Source organism: Luteibacter sp. KNZ12-1A (assembly GCF_056755675.1).
On sequence record NZ_JBPGXU010000007.1, the window covers coordinates 51,262 to 72,088 of the forward strand.

Below are 20,827 nucleotides of genomic sequence, written 5' to 3' on the forward strand. Positions count from 1 at the left end.
TACCGATGTAGTGAGGCGACTACCCGACAAAGCGAAAGCGAAATCATGACCCTCCTCTGGAGCCAGCACGTCCGCCTCCTAGCCCACGCCGCCGCCAGCGGTGACGCCGCGCGCGTGCGGGCGCTCGCCGCCCAGTATCCGGCGGCCGCGAGCGCGCTGGGTGCCCTGCTCAAGCCCGCCGAGCCACGTACCGCGGCGGCGACGACCATCCAGGCGATCGAGCAACAGGGCATGGTGTTGACCAACGCCCAGGCGCTGGGCACGACCCTTCAGGAACTCGGCACCGCCGTCGAAGGCGCGCGCGATACCGCCGGTCGATTGACGGAGGCCAGCGCCAGGATTTCGACGGCGATCGACCAGGCCCATGCCGGCGTCGCCGGGATGGCCGATGCCGGCAACCAGGGACAAACCACGTCGGCCGAACTCGACGGCCAACTGCGCCTGCTGCGTAGCGCCTTGTCGGGGATGAGCCGCAACCATGCCCAGTTCGCCGATTATTTCACCGCCATCCGCAAGCTCACGGCCGCGGTGCAGGACATCGCCCACCAGACCAATCTCGTCGCGTTGAACGCCGCGATCGAGGCGGCTCGTGCCGGTGAAGCCGGTCGTGGCTTCGCGGTGGTGGCCGACGAAGTGAAGCAACTGGCGGAAAAAACCACGCAGGCGACCGCCGAGATCGACCAGGTCACCCAGGCGGTGGGCGAATTCTCCGGGCATCTCGACGAGGCCGTGCAGACCAGCCTGCGCCGCCTCGACCAGTCCCAGTCCGGCATCGCCGGCATGCAGGCCTCGCTCGGACGCGTCGACGACGCCGTGCGCGGGGCGCGCGGCAGCCTCGAGGCCGCACGCGAAGGCATGGGTGCGCTGCAAGGCCGCATCGCCGCGATCCAGGCCACGCAAGGCTCGCTCGGCCGTATCGGCAACGACGCGCGGCGCCAGGCCGACGCGGCCGCACGCGCCGCCGTCCTCGCCCATCGCCTGAGCCTCGCGAAGCTGGAAACCGAGGGCAACCTCGATGCCGCCAGCCTCAGCCAGATGATCCGCGAAGCCAGCCAGGGCTTGCGCTATGCCCTCGAACTCGCGTCGCGCGACCCGTCCAGCCTCGACCGCCGCTGGCTCGACACCACGCCGATGATGCGTTGCATCGACCAGTTCCGCGCGCGCCGGCCCGACGATGCCGCCGATGCCATCCGCGCCGCCGGCGAGCGTTTCTCCGTCCTCGCTTCGCAGTACGCCATCACCCTGGGCGAAGGCCGCCACGCCGATGCCGGACACATGCTGCCGGGCCTCGTGAAGGAGCTGGACGCCATCGCCCAGGGCCTTTCCACGTCGCTGGCGGAACGCGCCGCGTGATCCATCGCGTCCTCGCCACCGGCCTCGCCTTCGCCGCGCTCGTCGTCCTTCCCCCGTCCGCGGAAGCGGGCCAATCGCTGGACGCGATACGCGGCACCGCCGTCGATTGGCTGCAACAGCATCGCAACCTGCCCGGCGCCCGCATGATCGCCGAGGCCGGCACCCTGGACAGCCGGCTGCGCCTGGCCGAATGCACCGCACCGCTGGACGCGTCGCTGCCCGGCAATCGCCCCCTCGGCGCCCGGGTCAGCGTGACGGTCCGTTGCCCCGTTCCTGGCGGCTGGACGGTGCGCGTGCCCGTGCGGGTGAAAATGCTCACCAACGTGCTGGTCACCAGCAGGCCGCTCGCCCGCGGTGACGGCATCGGTGCCGGCGACGTCCATGCCGAAGAACGCGACGTCGCCACGCTCGCCTACGGTTACGTGGCCGACCTCGAGCAGATCGGTGGCCGTTCGCTGGCCCGGCCGCTCGGCGCGGGCACCGTGCTGACCCCCGGCATGCTCGCCGGCCGCCAGGCCGTGCGCATCGGAGACGCCGTCAGCATGGAAGCCAGCGTCGATGGCGTGACGATCCACGCCGAGGGCGTGGCCATGGGTGCCGGCGATACCGGCGCGCGGCTCAAGGTCCGCAACGCCTCGTCGGGCAAGGTGCTCGATGCGATCGTGAGCGGCCCCGGCACCGTCGCGGTCCTGCCGTGAACGAAATCCGAACCAGGTCACACTTCACGGCCCGGGGCCGGCTAAAGTTCGCCCGCCGACCGCCGATAAAGGTCTGACGGAAAAAATGATCCGAGGGATACACCCATGACGACGACCATCAAACCCGGCCTCCAGGCCCCGCAGCCGCAGGTGCAGCTCCGCACCCAGAACCCGGCCGCCGGTTCCGCCGGTTCGACCCAGGGCACCGGTTCGGTGCGCCCGAGCGACGACAGCGTCAAGATCACGGATTCGGCCAAGGCGCTCGACGCCGCGAGCCGCGGGGACGACATCGACACGAAGCGCGTGGACGAGATCCGCTCCCGCCTCGCCGATGGCACCTACAAGCCCGACGCCCAGGCCATCGCCAGCAAGTTCCTCGCGCTGGAAGGCCAGATGGGCGGTGGCAAGGCATGACCGGCCCGCTCGGCCCCGACTTCGATGCCGCGCTCGTCGCGGTCATGGGCGACCTCGCCCGTGAGGTCGACGCCCTGCATGCCAGCCTGGTCGAAGAGCGCATGGCCCTAGGCCAGGCGGATCCGCAGGCGCTGGAAGCCGCCGGCCGGGCGAAAGGCAAGCTGCTCGACCGGATCGAGAAACTCGACGTGGAGCGTCGCCAGTTGGGCGACGCGGCCGGCATCGACAGCCTCCTCGACCCGCGTTGGCTGCACACCCTCGAGCGCCTGGGCGAATGCAGGCAGCTCAATGAAGTGAACGGCCGTATCGTCGCCCAGCGAATGGGCCACGTCCGCCAGGCACTCGCCCTGATCTCCGGCGAATCGCCGGGCGGCTCGACCTACGGCCGCAACGGCGTGGCGAAAGTGAATCTTCGTTCCGCGACCCTTGCACAGGTTTGACCGGAACGAAGCAGCGACACTCAAGGCTCACCCAGACGGCGCAAGAAGGAAGCAATGGCAGCACATCCCCAGCCGGCAGCGGTGAACGACGACGGTATCCTCCCCATCGTCCGTGTGCCCATCCTGGACAAGAAGCAGTCCCTGTTCGCTTATGAACTGCTCTTTCCCCGGCCGATCGGCAGCGATATCGACGCCGCTTCGCTCGCCCATACACAAGCGACGCTCAGCGCGATCGCCGACGGCAGCCTGAAGCGCCTCGTCCGCGACAACCGCGCGTTCCTGCACATGTCGCGCGACCTGCTGTTGCAGCACGCCGACATCCTGCGCCACAACGCGCGGCTCGGTGCCAGCATCAGCGCCGATGTCGGCACCGACGAACAACTCCTGGTGAAACTCCGCGAACTGAAAGGCCATGGCTGCCTCTTCATGCTCGAGGATTTCAACCTGCCCGCCGATCCGGAACACCGGGCCGGCGTCGATGCCTTGCTGCGCATCGTACAATTCGCGAAGGTGGCGGTGGACCATCGTCACCCCGTGGCCGCCCGCGCGCACATGGACTACGTGCACGCGTTCGGCGTGAAGGTGATCGTCACCGGCGTCGATACGCACGAAACCTTCGTCGACTACGCCGACCAGGACGTCGACGGTTTCCAGGGCAAGTACCTGCTCCGCCCGGAACGCGTCGACATGCCACGGCTCAGCCCGAGCAAGCTCGGCGTGCTTCGCCTCATGGGTGCGTTGCAAGATCCCGAGAACGGCCCCGTCGAACTCGGCAAGATCATCCGCGACGACGCCATCCTCAGCTACAAGCTGCTGGGTTGCGTGAACTCCGCGTACTTCGCCCTGCCCCGCCAGCTGAAGTCGGTGGAACAGGCGGCGGTGTTCTTCGGCGTCAACCGCATGCGCAACTGGATCTTCACCATGGCCGTATCGGGCATGGACGAGCGTCCGCCGGAATTGCTCCGCCTTGCCCTGATCCGCGCGCACATGTGCGAGAAGCTCGCGCGAGCCATCAAGCCCGAACTGCAGGAAATGGCCTTCACGGCCGGCTTGTTCTCATTGCTGGACACGCTCATGAACGTGTCCATGGCCTACGTGCTCGAACACCTGCCGCTGGCGATCGAGATCCGCGAGGCCCTGCTCGAAGGAACCGGCCCGTTCGCCCCGATCCTCGACCAGATTCGCCATTGGGAACAGGGCGAACTGGAAAGCGACACGGCGCTACGCGAGCAACACGTGCATACGATGGCGGCGATGTACGTGGAGGCTGCGAACTGGGCCGACCACGTCTACTCCTTCGCCGACGGCACGGCGGCCGTCGAAGCCGAGGCCTGAACCCGCCAGATCGCGAGCCCCGCGCCCAGCACGGCCACCAGCAACCAGACGCTGGCCGTCATCGCGTCGCCAGCCAGCCACATGACGCCGGCGACGGCGGATACCACCACCGCACCGATGCCGATGGCGAACAGCACGTCGTTACGTAGACGACTGGTGCAAGCGAGCAGCAGCGAGCCGAGTATCGCCAGCACGAAAGAACCCCCGCGCGCGAGCATGACGGCGCCCGGCGGTTCGGGCAGCGCGGGCAGTACGTCGAGCAGGCTGCGCTCGCCCACCTGTACGTCGAAGCCATCGTCGCCATCGCGGCTGGCGGCCGGCACCAACTTATCGCCGTCGATGCGGGCCAGCACGGTCATGGGTTGCAAAGGCACCGCTTCCCAGCTGACGCGCAGATCGCCCAGGCGGGGATTGGCCGGCTTGGCGCTCGTGACCAACGCATCGCCGGCGCGCTGGAAGGTGGCGGCGAGGTTCGGCGGCAGCTTCTTCTCGTCCGGCGGAACGGTCACGCGTCCCGGGAACGCACGCAGGATCGTTTCGGACAGCTTGAAGTTACCCAGCTTCACCTCGCCCGCTTCGAATTGCCTGCCCTGTATCGGAAAGGCGCCCGGATTCACGTGCCCGGCTGGCTTGGCGAAATTCGTGGCGTCGACCGGGCGGTCCACCCAGTCGAGTTCGTAGTGGGAGGCGCCACCCACGGTGATCTCGCGCCACTGGAACATCTCCACGTGGCGGATGAGGATCGGCGATTCCGCGCGGATGTCGAATTCCGGGTCGCGTGGTGCTTCGACGATCAATGGCATGCCGCTGACACGGGTGAGCGCACCGTATTGCCCGGACGCCGGACGCCCCTCCGCGCCGAGGTCGAGCACCGGCGAGCCGTGCCGGGCCAGCGCGGCGGTGTAATCCATCACGCGGCGTTCGTTCCACGCGACGAGGCCCAGGCCGGCCAGCAGCAACACGGCGCCGGCCAGCCGGGTCCCCAAGGCCATCCCCGTCTGGTTCATCCCGTAATTCGATGACATCCTGCCCCCATCCCCTGCTCGCCTAGACATCGAGCCCGGCCAGTCGCCCAAGCGTATCGGCCGCCCTATAGCGGCCCTTATCGTCTTTCTCCACCTTCGCCAGCGCGCAGTCGTGATCGTGCGTGAAGAACAGCTTCACGCCACGCGCGATCTTGTCGTCGAGGAAGGCCTTTTTCTCGTCGATGAGCTTCTCTGGCCAGCGGTCGTATCCCATCGTCACCGGTAGGTGCACCCAGGCGCGCCCGGGAATGAGGTCGGCGCAGAACGCCACGCCACCCACTTCGGCAAGCATCAGCCCCGGCGTGTGTCCTTCGGAGAATTCGAAGCGCACGGACTCGCCCAGCGAAGATGGCTTGCCCTCTTCCACCCGTTCCAGCCGGCCGCTCTCTTCCAGCAACCGGACGATGTCCGGAACGAAAGAGGCGCGATCGCGCGGATGCGGGTCCCTGGCGCGTTCCCAATGCGCCGCCCCGACGAGGAAGCGCGCGTTCGGGAACAGCAGCCGTGCCGGTTCGCCTTCCGCCCATGGGGCGAGCAAACCGCCGGCGTGGTCGAAATGCAGGTGCGAAAGCACCACCGCGTCGATGTCTTCATGGCCCAGGCCCGCCTCGGCGAGCGAGTCGAGCAGCACGTGCCTCTCCTCCACCACGCCGTAGCGCTCGCGCATCGCAGGCTCGAAGAACGCGCCGATACCCGTCTCGAAGAGCACGTTGCGACCGTCCAGCCCGGTGACGAGCAGGCAACGGCAGGCCAGCGGAATCCGGTTCTGTTCGTCCGGCTCGATCCAGCGCGCCCACATGGCGCGCGGCGCATTGCCGAACATGGCGCCGCCGTCGAGCTTTTGCGAATTGCCGATCAGTGACCAGAGCTTCATGGGACGGATTTTACCGCACCGACCTTGCCCAGGCCCGATGGACGGCGCGGATCGGTGGCGGCATCCAGCGTGTTGGTCCGGTGATCCCAGGTGACCACGTTCATGAAACCCCACGGCGACCGGTTCCTCAATACGTGGCCCATGTCCGTGAGCGCCTTGGCCGTGGCCTCGTCGAACGCCCCCGCTTCCACGTCCACGCGATCGGGCAGGTATTGATGGTGGTAGCGCTTCTGCGCCGTGATCTGGGAAGCGCTCTTGCCGTCGATGAAGGCAAGGATACCTTCGAGCACCTGCGTGATGATGGTCGAGCCACCCGGTGAGCCGATCACCGCGGTGCGATCGGCACCGAAGACGAAGCTGGGCGACATCGACGAAAGCATGCGCTTGCCCGGCTCCGGAGCGTTGGCCAGGGCGCCGCGCAGGCCGAAGGCATTGGGCTGGCCCGGGACCAGGGCGAAGTCGTCCATTTCGTCGTTGAGCACGACGCCCGTGCCCTCGGCGACGAAGCCCGAGCCGAATTCCAGGTTCACCGTGAGCGTGGACGCCACCATGTTGCCGTCGGCGTCGATCACGGAAAAATGCGTGGTGTGCATGCCCGGGTCGGCCGACATGGCCGTGGGCAGCAAATCGGACGGCGTCGCCTTGTCCGGCGAGATGGTCGCGCGCAGGCCGTCCGCGTAGTACTTCGACAGCAGCATGTCGAGCGGCATCTTCACGAAGTCCGGGTCGCCGAGGTATTCGTTGTGATCGCGGAAGGCCCGTCGCATCGCCTCGATGGTCAGGTGCGTGGCGTGGGCCACGTCGAGCTTGCCGAGGTCGAAACCGGCGAGGATGTTGAGCACTTCGGCAATCGCCACGCCACCCGACGATGGCGGCGGCGCGGTGACGATGCGATAGCCCTTGTAGTCGACGCTCAGCGGCTCGCGCTCCTTAACGCGGTAGGCCTCCAGGTCGGCGGCCGTCCAGTTGCCACCGGCACCGCGCGAGGCGGAGACCAGCAGCTTCGCGGTCTCGCCTTTGTAGAAACCGTCGGCGCCCTTGGCGGCAAGGCGTTCCAGCGTCTTCGCGAGGTCGGGCTGGCGCAAGGTCCAGCCCTGCGCGGGCACCTTGCCATCAGGCAGGTAGATCGCCGCCGATGCGGGGTAGCGCGCCAGGACGTCCTTGCGGTCTTCGATGGTTCCGATGAAACGCGCGTCGGGCTGGAAGCCCTCCTTCGCGATCCGGATCGCCGGGGCCAGCGAGGCGGACAAGGGCAGCTTGCCGTAATGCCCGGCCATCCAGGCCAGGCCCGCGGGCTCACCCGGAATGCCCGCCGACAGCGGACCGTTGGTCGACACGTCGCGGTTCGGTTTGCCGTCCGTGCCGACGTAGGCCTTCATGTCCACGGCCTTCGGCGCCGTTTCGCGGGCATCGATGAAAACGTCGCGCCCATCGGACGCCTTGTGCAGCAGGGCCATGAAACCACCGCCGATGCCGGAACTCTGCTGCTCCACCACGGCCAGTGTCGACGACACCGCGACGGCCGCGTCGAACGCGTTGCCGCCCTTGGCGAGTACTTCGAATCCGGCATTCGTGGCCAGGAAATTGGCGCTGGCGATCGCGGCCTGCCCGGGACCCCGTGAAGCGGGAGCATCCTTGGCGGCAGCGTGGCCGGCACCGACGACGAGGAACAGGCTCGTGGCAAGTACGCGCCACGACGGAGCATGGACCATGGGGAATTCTCTCCGGGAGGGATATCGCTATCCCTGAGATTAACCCATGACGCCCGTGAAGCGTTTACGAAGCGGCCTTCGCCATCAGGTGTTCGTACTTGAGCATGAGTTGTTCGCGCGTTTCCACATGGTCGGGATCGTGCGGGATGCACTCCACCGGGCACACCTCGACGCATTGCGGATTGTCGAAGTGGCCGACGCACTCGGTGCACAGGTTCGGATCGATCACGTAGTACTGCTCGCCCAGCGAGATGGCCTTGTTCGGGCACACGGGCTCGCAGACGTCGCAGTTGACGCAGGTATCGAGGATAAGCAGGGACATTTCCGCATTTTACCCTACCTGCGTCCGCCCGGCCGCGATGGAAGCCGACCTGGCTAGAAAGCCCACCTGGCAGGAGCCGCGCCCTGGTGGGAGCCGACCCTGTCGGCGATTGGGTGCTTGCCCCGCCCCCTGTGGGAGCCGACCTTGTCGGCGATGGGTGCTTGCCTCGAACTGGCCCGCTGCCGCGGGATCGCCGACAAAGTCGGCTCCCACAGGCTCGGCTCTCACAGGCTCGGCGGCCACCAGGCTCGGCTTGCCACCAGGCTCGGCTGCCACCAGGGACGCGGCGCCACGGAGCGCCACTCGCCCGGCGGGCGCGCAAAAAAAGGGCGCCGCGAGCGGCGCCCTTCATGCGAACCGGCAACCCGGCTCGATTACATCGCGACGAAGCGGAACGTCGCGCCGCTCGGGCCCACGGCGTCGGCGACGCGCTGCTGGTCGGCCTGGTCACCGATGAACAGCACGATCACGTTCTTGAACGAGCCCGGGTTCGCGCCCTTGAAGGCCTCGACCATCAGGTCGGCCGTCTTGGCCGACTCCGGGCCGCCGAACACGAGCATGTTGCCCGGGGTGACGCCACGGGCGACGGTGCCCTGCACGTTCTCGAGCTGGCGGGCACGGCCGTCCTGGCCGGCCTGGTCGTCGCCGGCCGGCACGAAGTACGGGAACGGACGATCGGCCGTCATGCCCTGCATGTTCTTCCGCACGATCTGGCCGAAATACTGGCTCCAGGCCTTGGTATCGGTCGGATTGGTCGGCTTCGCGACAGCGGCTTCCTGCTGCGTGGCAGCCTGGTCGGTGTCTTCGGACTTGTTGCAGGCCGAGAGGGCCAGGGCGGCGGTCAGGGCCACGGACGCGGCGAGGACGAACTTACGCATGATGATCACCTTTGGTTTCAAGAGTTGCGCCAGCGCTGGCGCATGGCCTGCTGCACCGCCGGATGCACGAAGCCGGAAATATCGCCACCCAGGCGACCGATTTCACGCACGAGCGAGGAGGAGATGAAGCTGTATTGCTCCGCCGGGGTCAGGAACAGCGTCTCGGCCTGGGGAATCAGGTGACGGTTCATGCTGGCGAGCTGGAACTCGTATTCGAAATCCGACACGGCGCGCAGGCCGCGCAGGATCACGCCCGCGCCGATCTCCGTGACGAAGTGGGCGAGCAGGCAGTCGAAGCCACGCACTTCCACGTTCGGCAGGTCGGCCAGGGCCAGGCGGGCCAGCGCTATGCGCTCGCCCAGGCTGAAGCCCGGGCCCTTGTTCCGGCTTTCCGCGACGGCGACCACGATGCGATCGAACAGCGGCGCCGCCCGCGACACGAGGTCGGCATGGCCGTTCGTGATGGGATCGAACGTGCCGGGATAAACGGCGAGACGCGGATTGGCCGGCAGAGGGGTCATGGATGGCGGGTCGGGAGAAAACGCGGGCTAGCTTAACGGATCGGCAGGTGTGCGGCGATAGAGGGCGTAGGTCACCTCCCCTGCCTGCCCCTGGCGGTGCGGCAGCCAGTTGTCCGGCAAGGCGAAGACGGCGCCACGGGGCGACTCCACGTAGATCCACGCGTGCGCCGCCAGCCAGCCGCCTCGTTCCAGCGCACGTGCCGTATCCGCCCACGTGTCCAGGGCGAACGGTGGATCGAGCAAGACGAGGTCGAACAGCCGCGCCGCTCCGCCCAGCCACCGGCTGGCATCGTCGCCCACCACTTCCCCGGATACCTTGAAGCGCGCCAGGTTAGCCTTCAACGCGGTCGCCAGGCGTGGCTCGCGCTCCACGAAGGTGACCGCCGCGGCACCGCGCGACAGCGCCTCGATGCCCAGCGCACCGGTGCCGGCGAACAGATCGAGGCAGCGCGCTCCACCCACCACGGGTTGGAGCCAGTTGAACAAGGTCTCGCGAACGCGCTCCGGCGTGGGCCTCAGGCCCGGCAGGTCGGGGACTTCGATCCGTGAATTGCGCAGGGTTCCGCCGATGACGCGGATGCGGCCGGGAGCGCTCATCGCTCAGCGGCCAGTGAGGGCGGGGGTGATAGCATTCGCCTATTGTCTTTGAATCCTTCGCGCAATGCTCAAGTTCTGGAAGAAGAAGCCCGCCGAACCCGAGACCGCCGAGTCTCCGGCCGCAGAGGAGCGCGTCGACCGGACCGCCGACCCCGCGTCGGCCGAGGTCGGCTCCGCCATCGCCGAGACGCTGGCCGAGACCGCCGCGCCGGAACCCCAGGCTCCCGAGATCGAACCGGAGGCGGAGGAAACCGCCGTCGTCGAGGCCGCGCGCGAAGCCGAACAGCACAATGCGCAGCCGGCCCGGCGCAGCTGGCGCGAGCGCCTCTCCGGAAGCGGTTTCGCCAAGAGCCTGACCTCGCTCTTCGTGCGTCATCCCAAGCTCGACGACGACCTCCTCGACGAGCTGGAAACCTCGCTGATCACCGCGGACGTCGGCGTCGAAGCCAGCTCCCGCCTGGTGGAGGATCTGCGCAAGCGCATGCACAAACGCGAGTTCGCCGATTCCGGCGAGCTGCTCAAGGCGCTGCGCAACGAACTGGTCTCCCTGCTGAAGCCCGTCGAGAAACCGCTCGACGTCTCCACGGCCTCGCCCTTCGTGATCCTCACCGTCGGCATCAACGGCGTGGGCAAGACCACCACCATCGGCAAGCTCGCGCGGCGCTACACCGACGAAGGCCGCGGCGTGATGCTCGCCGCCGGCGATACCTTCCGCGCCGCCGCGGTCGAGCAACTGAAGACCTGGGGCGAGCGCAACAAGGTGCCCGTGGTCTCGCAAGGCCAGGATGCCGATTCGGCCAGCGTGATCTTCGACGCCTTGCAAGCGGCGCGGTCGCGCGGAACGCAGGTGTTGATCGCGGACACCGCCGGCCGCCTGCACACCCAGGGCGGGCTGATGGATGAACTGGGCAAGATCGCCCGCGTCATGAAGAAGCTGGACACGGCGGCACCACACGAAGTGTTGATGGTGATCGATGGCACCACCGGGCAAAACGCCATCAGCCAGTTGCGCCAGTTCCGCGACACCGCCGGTGTCACCGGCCTTGTCGTCACCAAGCTCGACGGCACCGCCAAGGGCGGCGTGATGTTCGCGCTCGCCCGAGAATTCGGCCTGCCGATCCGCTACGTGGGCCTCGGCGAAACGGCTACCGACCTGCGCGTATTCGATGCTGAGGCGTTCGTGGATGGCCTGCTCCCGGCGAGCCTCGGCGGCTGAGTGAAGGCGATGGCGCAGGATACGCGGCGATGAACCGTCGACTGCGGATCGGGCTCTACGCGGCCGGCGGCACGATCGTCGTGCTCGTGCTGGCCGCGTTCATCGCCACGTACGTGGTGCTCCAACCCGAGCGTTTCACCGCCTTGCTGCAATCCCGCGCCAGCGCCGCCGGCCTCGATCTCACCCTGGCCAGTCCCGCCAGCCCCACCCTCTGGCCGAAACCAGCGCTGGAACTGGAAGGACTCACATTGCGCGCCGAAGGTGCCGGCACGCCGATGATCGTCGCCTCGCGCGGAAAGCTCGTTCTTCCCTGGCGCACCTTGACCGGCGGAGGCACGCGGATCTCCCGGCTGGAGGTCGAGGGCGCGCGCATCGACCTGAATGCGGTATCCGCCTACCTCGACACCCTGCCCTCGCGCCCGTCCACGGCGGGAGCGATCCTGCCGACCATCGACGCGGGCTTCCGCGTCAGCCGCGGCACGCTCACCCGCGGCAACCAGCTCTTCCTCTCCAACGTGGACATCGATGCTGGCCGGCTGGCGAATGGACGTCCATTCAACCTTTCGCTCGCCGCCAGCACGGCGGGCGATTCGCCGTACACGCTGGACCTGGAGACCACGCCGAGCCTGGCACGTGGCGTCCTCACGCTCAACGACCTCGTACTCGAGGTGGCGAGCAAACCCACCTTCTCGACCATGTTGCGCGGGGACGCCACGTGGCGTGGCGGCGCGGACGTCGGCGCTTCGCTGGCTGGCCGCATGACGCGCGCATCGAGCACGCCGTACGACATCGTGCTCGATGTCACGCCGGCCAACCAGCAGGATCCGCTTTATATCGCGATCAAGCTCGACGGTGACAACGACCACGCCGACCTGCGCATTCCACCGATCGCGTTCGCCGAATGGTGGAGCGGAATCAACGCCGGTGGCTCGCCCACGCTGCCGCCCTTGCTCGGGACCGTCGACGCGAAGGCCGTCGATGCCGGCCCGGTGCACGTGAAAGGATTGCGCATCCGCGCCACGCCCAGCGTTCCCGCCACGGCGTCGTCGAGTGCGAACGCCAGGCCCAGCGTGTCTCCATGAATACCTTCGCGCGCGAACTGCTCCGCTGGTACGACCACCACGGACGCAAGGACCTGCCCTGGCAGCACCCACGCGATGCGTATCGCGTGTGGTTGTCGGAGATCATGCTGCAGCAGACCCAGGTGATCACGGTCATCGGTTATTTCCAGCGCTTCGTGGAACGCCTGCCGAGCCTTGCGGCCCTGGCCGAGGCCGACGAAGACACGGTGCTCGCCCTGTGGTCCGGCCTCGGTTATTACCGTCGTGCGCGGTTCCTGCATCGGGCGGCGCAGCTGTGCGTCGAACGACATGGTGGCGAACTGCCACGCGACCTCGACGCGTTGATCGCCCTACCCGGCATCGGCCGTTCCACGGCGGGCGCGATCCTCGCCCAGGCGCACGGGTTACGCTTTCCCATCCTCGACGGCAACGTGAAGCGCGTGCTCTCGCGATATCACGGCGTCGCCGGTTTTCCCGGTGAAAGCGCGGTCGAGAAACAGCTCTGGCGGCATGCCGACGAGCACACGCCGGAAGAACGGACGGCCGACTACACCCAGGCCATCATGGACCTGGGCGCCACGGTCTGCGCACGTAGCAAGCCGCTGTGCCTGCTGTGCCCACAAGCCGCCTCGTGCGTTGCCCATCGCGACGGTCTCACCGCCACGCTGCCCACCGCCAGGCCCGGCAAGAAGGTGCCGACGCGCTCGCTCGCCATGTTGCTCCTGCGCGACGCGGGCGGCCGCATCCTGCTAGAGAAGCGCGGCCCGCAAGGCGTGTGGTCGGGCTTGTGGAGCCTGCCCGAGGCGGCGGACCCCGATGCGGCCGGCAGCGTGGCATCCGCCTTCGCCCGCGTCGGCGATGCGGACCCGTTGCCGGCGTTCACCCATGTGTTCAGCCATTACAAGCTGGACGTATCGCCCATCCTGTTCGACCATGCGGCCCCACTCGCCGCCGTGGCGGACCGGGCCGACCGCCGCTGGTGCGGCCGCGACGAGATCGCGGCGCTCGGCCTGCCGGCCCCGGTACGCACGCTGCTCGACAATCTTCCGGAGATATCCCCATGACGCGCCAGGTCCACTGCGTGAAACTCGGCCGCGACGCCGAAGGCCTCGATTTCGCCCCCTGGCCCGGCGAACTCGGCAAGCGCATCTACGAGAACGTCTCGAAGGAAGCATGGGCCCAGTGGCTCGCCCACCAGACCATGCTGATCAACGAGATGCGGCTCTCCCCGCTCGATCCGAAGACGCGCGGCTTCCTCAGCGGCGAGATGGAGAAATACTTCTTCGGCGGCGACGTGGTCCAGCCGGCCGGCTACGTTCCGCCCGAACGGGACGCTTGACGCAGACGCTCCCAGCGGATTTAATACGCGGCTCCACTCGCCGCAACGCTCGTTGCAGGCACCCGTGGCCGAGTAGCTCAGTTGGTAGAGCAGGGGATTGAAAATCCCCGTGTCGGCGGTTCGATTCCGTCCTCGGCCACCATCTCTTTCTTCATCCCGTCAGATCTTTACGTCCTTGCCCGGCTCGGTCGCGCATTGTCGCCATACCGACGCGAACAGGTCCGCTTCATCGGCGGGCGGCGTGCCCGCACCTTGCCCGCTCTCGTCACGCATCAATCGCCGCGCACGCTCTTCCATGACACCGCGCAAGCGATCACGTGTCTCCTGTCCGCAGGGGGTGCGCGGTTTCCAGTCGGAAAGCGCGTTGATACGAATGATGAGGCGATCCACATGCGGCTGACGATCCTCGGGGGCCGCCTTCTCCGCATCGATCCGGATCGATCGCCCATCGGCGATCATTTCACGCAGGTCGCTACCGTCGGCCTCCAATGCCTTGGCATCGGCCTCGCGCGCACGGTGCGACGCCGTGAAGGCGAGCATCGCCGTCGTCGCCGAGGCGATGAACGCGATCGCGATCACGATCAATGCGATCTTGCGGCCATTGCGCCCGCTCTCGGATGCCTTGTCGCCATGTGTCGCCATGCAAGCCTCCGCCAATCGTCCGGGACCGCTCATTGTGCCTCACCCGCCCGATATCGACACAGGTCACGACACCGACTTGGGCGCACCGCTATAGTCGGGCGATCGTCCCGCAGAAGCAGGTAGCCATGACCCTTCTCCCTCGCATCGCCCTCGCCCTTTCCATTGCGGCGACCGTCCTCCCCGCCGCGGCGGCCGACCTGAAAGTGATGACGTTCAACGTCCGCACGATGACCGGCAAGGACGGCGCCAATGGCTGGGACAAGCGCCGCGACCTGTTCGCCGACACCATCCGCCTGTTGCATCCCGACGTCATCGGTACGCAGGAGCTGTACAAGCAACAGGGCGACGACACGGTGGAGCGCCTGCCGGAATACACATGGTTCGGCCGCGACCGCTTCGGCGCCCACGGCGACGAGCACATGGGCATCTTCTACCGGAAGGACAGCCTGAAAGTGATCGAATCCGGCGACTTCTGGCTCTCGGATACGCCGGACAAGGTGGCGAGCATCACCTGGGGTAACGTCTTTCCGCGCATGGTGAATTGGGCGTTGTTCGAACGAACCAGCGACCACAAGCGCTTCTACCTGCTGGACACGCATTTCCCCTATCGCGACCAGGACGAAGACGCCCGCTCGCGCAGCGCGCGCGAAATCGCCGCGTGGATCGCGAAGCTGCCAGCCAACGTGCCGGTGATCCTCACCGGCGACTTCAACACCGGCCCGGACAGCGAAACGCACAAGTCGCTCACCGCTTCGCTGAAGGATGCTTGGAACACCGCGCCGAAGCAGGACGGCCCTGCGGAGACGTTCCACGACTTCACCGGCAAGGCGACGAAACGGATCGACTGGATCCTCTACCGAGGTGTCGAGGCGACGTCGGTCAAGACCGTCACCTCATCGAAGGATGGGCGCTATCCGTCGGATCATTTTCCGGTGCAGGCCGACTTCACGCTTTAAGGCGAAGGCTCAGCCGCCGGGAACCGGCGCTTGCGGTGCCGCCGGCGGCTGCGGCGCCACGGGAGGCAACGGCGGCGTCTTCGGCGGCACGGGCGTGTATTGCGCCGATGCCATGCGCCAACCGTCGGCACCCTTGACGACGCTGGCGCCGAGGGTCAGGTGCCGCTGCATGCCTTTCACCGTGAAGACGACGGTACCCGTGACGAAGGCGCTGTTGCCGTGGACGCGTGCTTTCACGTCGTCGAATGACATAGGTGGCATTTCGCCCTTCTTTTCCGGGGCATAGAAACCAAGCACGGCGTCGTGCTCGTCCACTTCCCCGCGCGGCGATACCTCGACGAAATCGGGCAGCAGGATCGCGCGCAGAGCGGCAAGATCGAAGTCGTGTTCCGCTTTCATGTAGCGGGCGACCGCGGCCTCGGGCGTGCCCTCGGCGGCGGCGGCCGTTCCGGCAAGCGGAAGGAACGCGAGGGACAGCAGGGCCGTTCTGTATGGCGACATGAGCGTCTCTCGTCATCGGGATGTTGCCGGATCATCCGGCGTGACCGATCCGCGCGCATGGCCCGTTCGTCACCCTCCGTTCCGGCGTGCCTGCCGCTCGGCCGGGCGGCGGCGAAGGTAGCGCACGCGCCTGCGGACTCCGGCGGACCCGAGCACCGCGACGGTTTTCACCCGTATGCGCGGCGCCGGGAAGACCCGCTGGGCCAGGAGGATGCCCCAGCGATCGAAGCTGCGGTCGAAAGCCACCGCCACGGCGATCACCACCGCGAAGGTGGCCGGCACGGTAAGCATCGCGGCGACGGTGGGATCGGCTGCGAACCGCTCGTTCATGACCACGAAGAACCACGCCGAGAAACTGAGCAGGATCGGCAGGTGCACCAGATAGAACGCATAGGAAATACGCCCCATGAACTGCGCCGGGCGGCTTTGCAGCACCCGGTCGAGCACGCCGCACCTCACCACGTAGAGCAGGAGCACGCCGCCCAGCACGTTGAAGAAGGCTTTTCGCTCGTTGTCGGCCAACGGCAGGACGCGTGTCCAGTCGTACCACGGCGAGACATCGAATCCTCCACAAACCACCGCCACCACCACCGCTGCCGCGAGCAGCGGTTTCGACATCGTCAGGCGCGCTTCGCCCACGTGGCTGCCCGCCAGGAAGGCGGCGTAATACGGCCAGTCGTGCGGAAAAAACCAGGCGAGGCCGGCGACGGCGAGCACAAAGCCAAGTCCGCCCCGCCGCCCGGGCAGGTTCAGCGAACGGTAGGCGAAGACGAACATCGAGCCCAGCAACTCGATCTTCATCGTCCACAGCGTGGGATTGAAATGCGACCAGCCGCCCAGGATGGTCCGGTACGTGCCGTCCCGCAGCGCCTCGACAAGATCGGGTGGCTCTTTCCAGAAGTCGGCGATCCAGGTGGAACCCGACAGCCAGCCCGCCTCCGCGGCGTGGCTCCAGTCCATCCGCATGACGAGCCACGCGAACATCACGGAGCCGAAGATCGGCACGCCAAGACGCAGGTAACGGCGTGACGCGCGCAGGCGGAATATCCCCAGGTCGCCGGTTTCGAGGAACGACTTGGTGAGCACGTAGCCACTGAGCACGAAGAAGATGCATACCGCGAACTGGCCGTTCCACAGCACGGCCAGGGGTGGGAACGCGATGACATGGTCGACCACGCCATGCATGGCCCCGGGCGTCGTCGTATCCGGGTAGATATAGGCGAAGCCACCCGGCAGGAAGGCCAGGAACAGGTGGCACAACAATACGTTCGCCGCGGCGAGCCCACGCAGGCCGTCCGCCGAGAGGTCCTTGACCATCGCCCTTCCCGTCGAAAACGACCATGGGAACAAGCCGGCCTTGGCTCACGGGTGAACGCAGGATATTTCGTTCGGGTACGCTTCGGGAAGGTGAGCGTGGCGTGAGGGCCGGGGAGGCCATCGCCATGTGCCGACGACGATCATCACTCTTGAAGGGGTATTTCAATGCGACGACTACTTGCCGCCCTCATGGTCTGCCTTGTCGCGCTGTGCGCGCACGCGGGCACGGCGCCTCCCGCCACGGCGTCTTCGTATTTCGACAATACCGGTCGCGACGACGTCCTCTCCGGCGGCGTCAAGACGATCGTCATCGACACGCCCAAGGGCAAGTTCAGGGTGTGGACCAAGCGCGTCGGCAACAATCCCCGCATCAAGGTGCTCCTGCTGCACGGCGGCCCGGGCGCCACGCATGAATATTTCGAGGCCTTCGACAGCTATTTCCCCGGTGAAGGCATCGAGTATTACTACTACGACCAGCTCGGCTCGGCCTTCAGCGACAATCCCAAGGACGAATCGCTGTGGGAGATCCCCCGCTTCGTCGAGGAAGTGGAGCAGGTGCGCACGGCCTTGCACCTGGACAAGGACAACTTCTACCTCCTCGGTCATTCCTGGGGCGGCGTGCTGGCCATCGAGTACGCGTTGAAGTACCCGCAGCACCTCAAGGGGCTGATCATCTCCAACATGATGGACAGCATCCCTGCGTACAACGCCTACGCCAGCAAGGTGCTGATGCCGGCGATGGACCAGAAGAAGCTCGCCGAGGTGAAGCGCCTGGAAGCGGAGCACAAGACCGACGACCCGGCGTACATGGCCCTGCTCATGCCCATGCACTACGAGCAGCATGTCCTGCGCATGCCGGCCGCGCAGTGGCCCGACCCGGTGGAGCGGGCGTTCTCGCGCCTCAACCAGCAGATCTACGTGGCCATGCAGGGCCCCAGCGAGCTGGGCGCCAGCGGCAAGCTGCTGCACTGGGACCGCAGCCAGGCCTTGAAGACCATCAAGGTGCCCACCCTGGTGATCGGCGCCCGCTACGACACCATGGACCCCGCCTACATGGAAGCCATGGCGAAGAAGATGCCCGACGCCCGCTTCCTGCTTTGCCCGCAGGGCTCGCACATGGCGATGTACGACGACCAGAAGACGTACTTCGCGGGCCTGGTCAAGTTCCTGAAGGACGTGGACGCCGGCAAGCCGTTGAACTGATGGACGCTCGCACCCGGTCTTCGCTCCTGAGACGCCTTTCTGGCACCATCGTCCGGTTAACGACGCGCCGTGGCGCGCCAGCCGGATGCTCAAGCCCATGAATTTGCAAGCCAATTACGAACAGATCCCGCTCAAGGACTACGCCGAGCGGGCCTATCTCGATTACTCCATGTACGTGGTGCTGGACCGCGCCCTGCCCTTCGTGGGCGACGGGCTGAAGCCGGTGCAGCGCCGCATCATCTATGCCATGAGCGAGCTCAGCCTCGCCGCCACGGCCAAACCGAAGAAGTCGGCGCGCACCATCGGCGACGTCATCGGCAAGTTCCATCCGCATGGCGATTCGGCCTGCTACGAGGCCATGGTCCTCATGGCCCAGCCCTTCTCCTACCGCTACCCGTTGGTGGATGGCCACGGCAACTTCGGCTCGCCGGACGATCCGAAGAGCTTCGCGGCCATGCGCTACACCGAGTCGCGCCTCACGCCGATCGCGGAAGTGCTCCTGTCCGAGCTCGGCCATGGCACGACCGACTGGGTGCCGAACTTCGACGGCACGCTCGAGGAACCCTCCTGGCTGCCGGCGCGCGTACCGCACGTGCTGCTGAACGGCTCCATGGGCATCGCGGTGGGCATGGCCACCGATATTCCGCCTCATAACCTGCGCGAGGTCGCCAGCGCCTGCATCCGCCTGCTCGACGACCCGGACGCGACGATCACCGACCTCTGCGAGCACGTGCACGGGCCGGACTACCCGACCACGGCCGAGATCATCACGCCGCGCCGCGAGATCCTCGCGATGTACCAGAACGGCACCGGCTCGATCCGCGCCCGCGCCGTGTACGAGCGCGATGACGGCAATATCGTCATCACCGCCCTTCCGCACCAGGTCTCCCCCTCGAAGATCCTCGAGCAGATCGCCGCGCAGATGCGCGCGAAGAAACTGCCGATGATCGAGGACCTCCGCGACGAGTCCGACCACGAGAACCCGATCCGCCTCGTGCTCGTGCCGCGTTCGAACCGCGTGGACGTGGAGGAGATGATGCAACACCTCTTCGCCACGACCGACCTGGAGAAGAGCTTCCGCGTCAACCTGAACATGATCGGCCTGGATGGCCGCCCGCAGGTGAAGGACCTGAAGGTCATCCTCAGCGAATGGCTGCGTTTCCGCACCGACACGGTCACCCGCCGCCTGAACCATCGCCTGGGCCGCGTGGAACGGCGCCTCCACCTGCTGGAAGCGCTGCGCATCGCCTACCTCAACATCGACGAGGTGATCCGCATCGTCCGTACCGAGGACGAGCCGAAGCCGATCCTGATGGCGCGCTTCAAGCTGGACGACGAACAGGCCGACTACATCCTCGAGACGAAGCTGCGCCAGCTGGCGCGCCTCGAGGAGTTCAAGATCAACGAGGAACGCGACAAGCTCGAGGAAGAGCGCGCCCGCATCAACGTGTTCCTGAAATCGCCGGCCAAGCTCAAGGGCCTCATCAAGGACGAATTGCGCAGCGACGCCGAGAAGTACGGCGACGAGCGCCGCTCCCCGCTGATCGAGCGCAGCGCCGCGCAGGCACTGGACGAAAGCGCCCTGGTCGTGTCCGAGCCGGTCACCGTGGTGCTCTCGCAGAAGGGGTGGGTGCGCGCCGGCAAGGGTCACGACATCGACGGCGAGGCGCTCTCCTACCGCGATGGCGACAGCCTGCTGGCGGTGGCGCGCGCGCGCACCACTCAACAGGTGGCCTTCATCGACTCCACCGGCCGCGCCTACGCCACGCCCGCGCATACGCTGCCTTCCGCACGCGGTAACGGCGAACCGCTCACCGGCCGGTTCAGCCCGCCGGCGGGCGCGCGCTTCGATGCTGTGGTCGCCGCGGACAACGATACCCGCGTCATCCTGTCCACCGATTTCGGCTATGGCTTCGTCACCCGTTTCGAGGCGCTCACGGGCCGCCAGAAGGCAGGCAAGCAGATCATCTCGCTCAGCGATGGCGCCCGCGTGCTGGCGCCGGCGATCACCGCCGATCCTTCGCGCGACCGTATCGTCGTCGTCACCAGCGAAGGCCACCTGCTGATGTTCTCGGTGGCCGAGCTACCGGAACTGGACAAGGGCAAGGGCAACAAGCTCATCGAGGTGCCCAAGGCCAAGCTGGCCTCGGGCGAAGAGCGCGTGGTCGGCGTCGCCGTGGTCGCCGAAGGCAAGGGCGAGGTCACCCTCTACGCGGGCCAGCGCAAGCTCACCCTTCGCTGGGCCGATCTCGTCGAGTACGGCGGCAACCGCGCCACCCGTGGCGGCGTCCTGCCGCGCGGCCTGCGGCGCGTGGAGCGGATCGAGACGACGGGCTGAGGCCGTGGGCCCCTGCCCGGGGGCCATCGCCGCTGAAGCGGCTCCCACACTGGCGACCCAGGCATGCGTGCGCCTTGTGTGGGAG

The 20,827-nt window shown here is 67.1% G+C and carries 22 protein-coding genes and 1 tRNA gene; 13 read left to right on the plus strand and 10 right to left on the minus strand.

Annotated features, from left to right (window positions below; all coding sequences use genetic code 11):
- The first annotated feature begins 45 nt into the window (after positions 1 to 45).
- The 5 genes from ACR9ZJ_RS03225 to ACR9ZJ_RS03245 all read left to right on the plus strand — a co-directional run bounded on the left by ACR9ZJ_RS03225 (position 46) and on the right by ACR9ZJ_RS03245 (position 4,240).
- Positions 46 to 1,353 carry a methyl-accepting chemotaxis protein gene (locus ACR9ZJ_RS03225; RefSeq protein ID WP_481286862.1) on the plus strand — a complete coding sequence of 436 codons (1,308 nt, stop codon included), beginning with the start codon at positions 46 to 48 and terminating at the stop codon, positions 1,351 to 1,353.
- Positions 1,350 to 2,051 (plus strand): flagellar basal body P-ring formation chaperone FlgA, encoded by a 702-nt coding sequence (gene flgA, locus ACR9ZJ_RS03230; protein WP_481281183.1) that lies wholly within the window; start codon positions 1,350 to 1,352, stop codon positions 2,049 to 2,051. The genes ACR9ZJ_RS03225 and flgA overlap by 4 nt, the downstream gene beginning before the upstream one ends.
- A 105-nt stretch (positions 2,052 to 2,156) precedes the next feature.
- On the plus strand, positions 2,157 to 2,465 hold the full coding sequence (gene flgM / locus ACR9ZJ_RS03235; protein WP_481286863.1) for a flagellar biosynthesis anti-sigma factor FlgM: 309 nt from the start codon (positions 2,157 to 2,159) through the stop codon (positions 2,463 to 2,465).
- The gene (locus tag ACR9ZJ_RS03240) at positions 2,462 to 2,905 is read left to right on the plus strand and encodes a flagella synthesis protein FlgN (protein WP_371022175.1); all 444 of its coding nucleotides are present in this window, start codon (positions 2,462 to 2,464) and stop codon (positions 2,903 to 2,905) included. Before flgM ends, ACR9ZJ_RS03240 begins: the two co-directional genes overlap by 4 nt.
- 54 nt (positions 2,906 to 2,959) lie before the next feature.
- Positions 2,960 to 4,240, plus strand: coding sequence for an EAL and HDOD domain-containing protein (locus ACR9ZJ_RS03245; RefSeq protein WP_481281186.1), 1,281 nt, complete (start codon positions 2,960 to 2,962; stop codon positions 4,238 to 4,240).
- Here the strand turns inward: ACR9ZJ_RS03245 and ACR9ZJ_RS03250 are convergent.
- The 7 genes from ACR9ZJ_RS03250 to rsmD all read right to left on the minus strand — a co-directional run bounded on the left by ACR9ZJ_RS03250 (position 4,195) and on the right by rsmD (position 10,169).
- Positions 4,195 to 5,265 carry a TMEM43 family protein gene (locus ACR9ZJ_RS03250; protein WP_481281187.1) on the minus strand — a complete coding sequence of 357 codons (1,071 nt, stop codon included), beginning with the start codon at positions 5,263 to 5,265 and terminating at the stop codon, positions 4,195 to 4,197. The genes ACR9ZJ_RS03245 and ACR9ZJ_RS03250 overlap by 46 nt on opposite strands.
- A gap of 22 nt (positions 5,266 to 5,287) precedes the next feature.
- A complete protein-coding gene (locus ACR9ZJ_RS03255; RefSeq protein WP_481281188.1) occupies positions 5,288 to 6,139 on the minus strand; it encodes an MBL fold metallo-hydrolase in 852 nt (283 codons plus the stop codon).
- A complete protein-coding gene (ggt, locus tag ACR9ZJ_RS03260; protein WP_481281189.1) occupies positions 6,136 to 7,851 on the minus strand; it encodes a gamma-glutamyltransferase in 1,716 nt (571 codons plus the stop codon). Before ggt ends, ACR9ZJ_RS03255 begins: the two co-directional genes overlap by 4 nt.
- A 64-nt stretch (positions 7,852 to 7,915) precedes the next feature.
- Positions 7,916 to 8,173: a YfhL family 4Fe-4S dicluster ferredoxin gene (locus tag ACR9ZJ_RS03265; RefSeq protein WP_448096789.1), complete on the minus strand. Its 258-nt coding sequence runs from the start codon at positions 8,171 to 8,173 to the stop codon at positions 7,916 to 7,918.
- A 374-nt stretch (positions 8,174 to 8,547) separates the two neighbouring features.
- Positions 8,548 to 9,051, minus strand: a complete 504-nt coding sequence (locus ACR9ZJ_RS03270) for a hypothetical protein (protein WP_429197731.1) — start codon at positions 9,049 to 9,051, stop codon at positions 8,548 to 8,550.
- 17 nt (positions 9,052 to 9,068) lie between these two features.
- Positions 9,069 to 9,572, minus strand: a complete 504-nt coding sequence (gene coaD / locus ACR9ZJ_RS03275; RefSeq protein WP_306851747.1) for a pantetheine-phosphate adenylyltransferase — start codon at positions 9,570 to 9,572, stop codon at positions 9,069 to 9,071.
- A gap of 27 nt (positions 9,573 to 9,599) precedes the next feature.
- Positions 9,600 to 10,169 (minus strand): 16S rRNA (guanine(966)-N(2))-methyltransferase RsmD, encoded by a 570-nt coding sequence (gene rsmD / locus ACR9ZJ_RS03280; protein ID WP_481286864.1) that lies wholly within the window; start codon positions 10,167 to 10,169, stop codon positions 9,600 to 9,602.
- A 64-nt stretch (positions 10,170 to 10,233) separates the two neighbouring features.
- Here rsmD and ftsY point away from each other — a divergent pair, with 64 nt between their 5' ends.
- The 5 genes from ftsY (at position 10,234) to ACR9ZJ_RS03305 (ending at position 13,927) form a co-directional block, all read left to right on the plus strand.
- Positions 10,234 to 11,385, plus strand: a complete 1,152-nt coding sequence (gene ftsY, locus ACR9ZJ_RS03285; RefSeq protein WP_481286865.1) for a signal recognition particle-docking protein FtsY — start codon at positions 10,234 to 10,236, stop codon at positions 11,383 to 11,385.
- Positions 11,386 to 11,414: 29 nt separating this feature from the next.
- Entirely contained in the window at positions 11,415 to 12,467 is a 1,053-nt protein-coding gene (locus ACR9ZJ_RS03290; protein WP_481286866.1) for an AsmA family protein, read from the plus strand.
- Positions 12,464 to 13,510 (plus strand): A/G-specific adenine glycosylase, encoded by a 1,047-nt coding sequence (mutY, locus tag ACR9ZJ_RS03295; RefSeq protein ID WP_481286867.1) that lies wholly within the window; start codon positions 12,464 to 12,466, stop codon positions 13,508 to 13,510. Before ACR9ZJ_RS03290 ends, mutY begins: the two co-directional genes overlap by 4 nt.
- Complete coding sequence (locus ACR9ZJ_RS03300) at positions 13,507 to 13,785, plus strand: oxidative damage protection protein (RefSeq protein ID WP_481286868.1); 279 nt, start codon at positions 13,507 to 13,509, stop codon at positions 13,783 to 13,785. Before mutY ends, ACR9ZJ_RS03300 begins: the two co-directional genes overlap by 4 nt.
- A gap of 66 nt (positions 13,786 to 13,851) precedes the next feature.
- Positions 13,852 to 13,927 (plus strand) — tRNA-Phe (locus ACR9ZJ_RS03305).
- 17 nt (positions 13,928 to 13,944) lie between these two features.
- Here the strand turns inward: ACR9ZJ_RS03305 and ACR9ZJ_RS03310 are convergent.
- A complete protein-coding gene (locus tag ACR9ZJ_RS03310; RefSeq protein ID WP_481286869.1) occupies positions 13,945 to 14,427 on the minus strand; it encodes a hypothetical protein in 483 nt (160 codons plus the stop codon).
- A 125-nt stretch (positions 14,428 to 14,552) separates the two neighbouring features.
- On the opposite strand from ACR9ZJ_RS03310, the gene ACR9ZJ_RS03315 reads away from it, so the two are divergent.
- On the plus strand, positions 14,553 to 15,383 hold the full coding sequence (locus tag ACR9ZJ_RS03315; RefSeq protein ID WP_481286870.1) for an endonuclease/exonuclease/phosphatase family protein: 831 nt from the start codon (positions 14,553 to 14,555) through the stop codon (positions 15,381 to 15,383).
- Positions 15,384 to 15,392: 9 nt separating this feature from the next.
- Here ACR9ZJ_RS03315 and ACR9ZJ_RS03320 read toward each other — a convergent pair whose 3' ends face one another.
- Complete coding sequence (locus ACR9ZJ_RS03320; RefSeq protein ID WP_481286871.1) at positions 15,393 to 15,884, minus strand: nuclear transport factor 2 family protein; 492 nt, start codon at positions 15,882 to 15,884, stop codon at positions 15,393 to 15,395.
- A 69-nt stretch (positions 15,885 to 15,953) separates the two neighbouring features.
- A complete protein-coding gene (locus tag ACR9ZJ_RS03325; protein ID WP_481286872.1) occupies positions 15,954 to 17,201 on the minus strand; it encodes an acyltransferase family protein in 1,248 nt (415 codons plus the stop codon).
- A gap of 165 nt (positions 17,202 to 17,366) precedes the next feature.
- On the opposite strand from ACR9ZJ_RS03325, the gene ACR9ZJ_RS03330 reads away from it, so the two are divergent.
- Both ACR9ZJ_RS03330 and parC read left to right on the plus strand, forming a co-directional pair.
- Positions 17,367 to 18,404, plus strand: coding sequence for a proline iminopeptidase-family hydrolase (locus ACR9ZJ_RS03330; RefSeq protein WP_481281199.1), 1,038 nt, complete (start codon positions 17,367 to 17,369; stop codon positions 18,402 to 18,404).
- A gap of 97 nt (positions 18,405 to 18,501) precedes the next feature.
- On the plus strand, positions 18,502 to 20,742 hold the full coding sequence (gene parC, locus ACR9ZJ_RS03335; protein ID WP_481281200.1) for a DNA topoisomerase IV subunit A: 2,241 nt from the start codon (positions 18,502 to 18,504) through the stop codon (positions 20,740 to 20,742).
- The last annotated feature ends 85 nt before the right edge of the window (positions 20,743 to 20,827 follow it).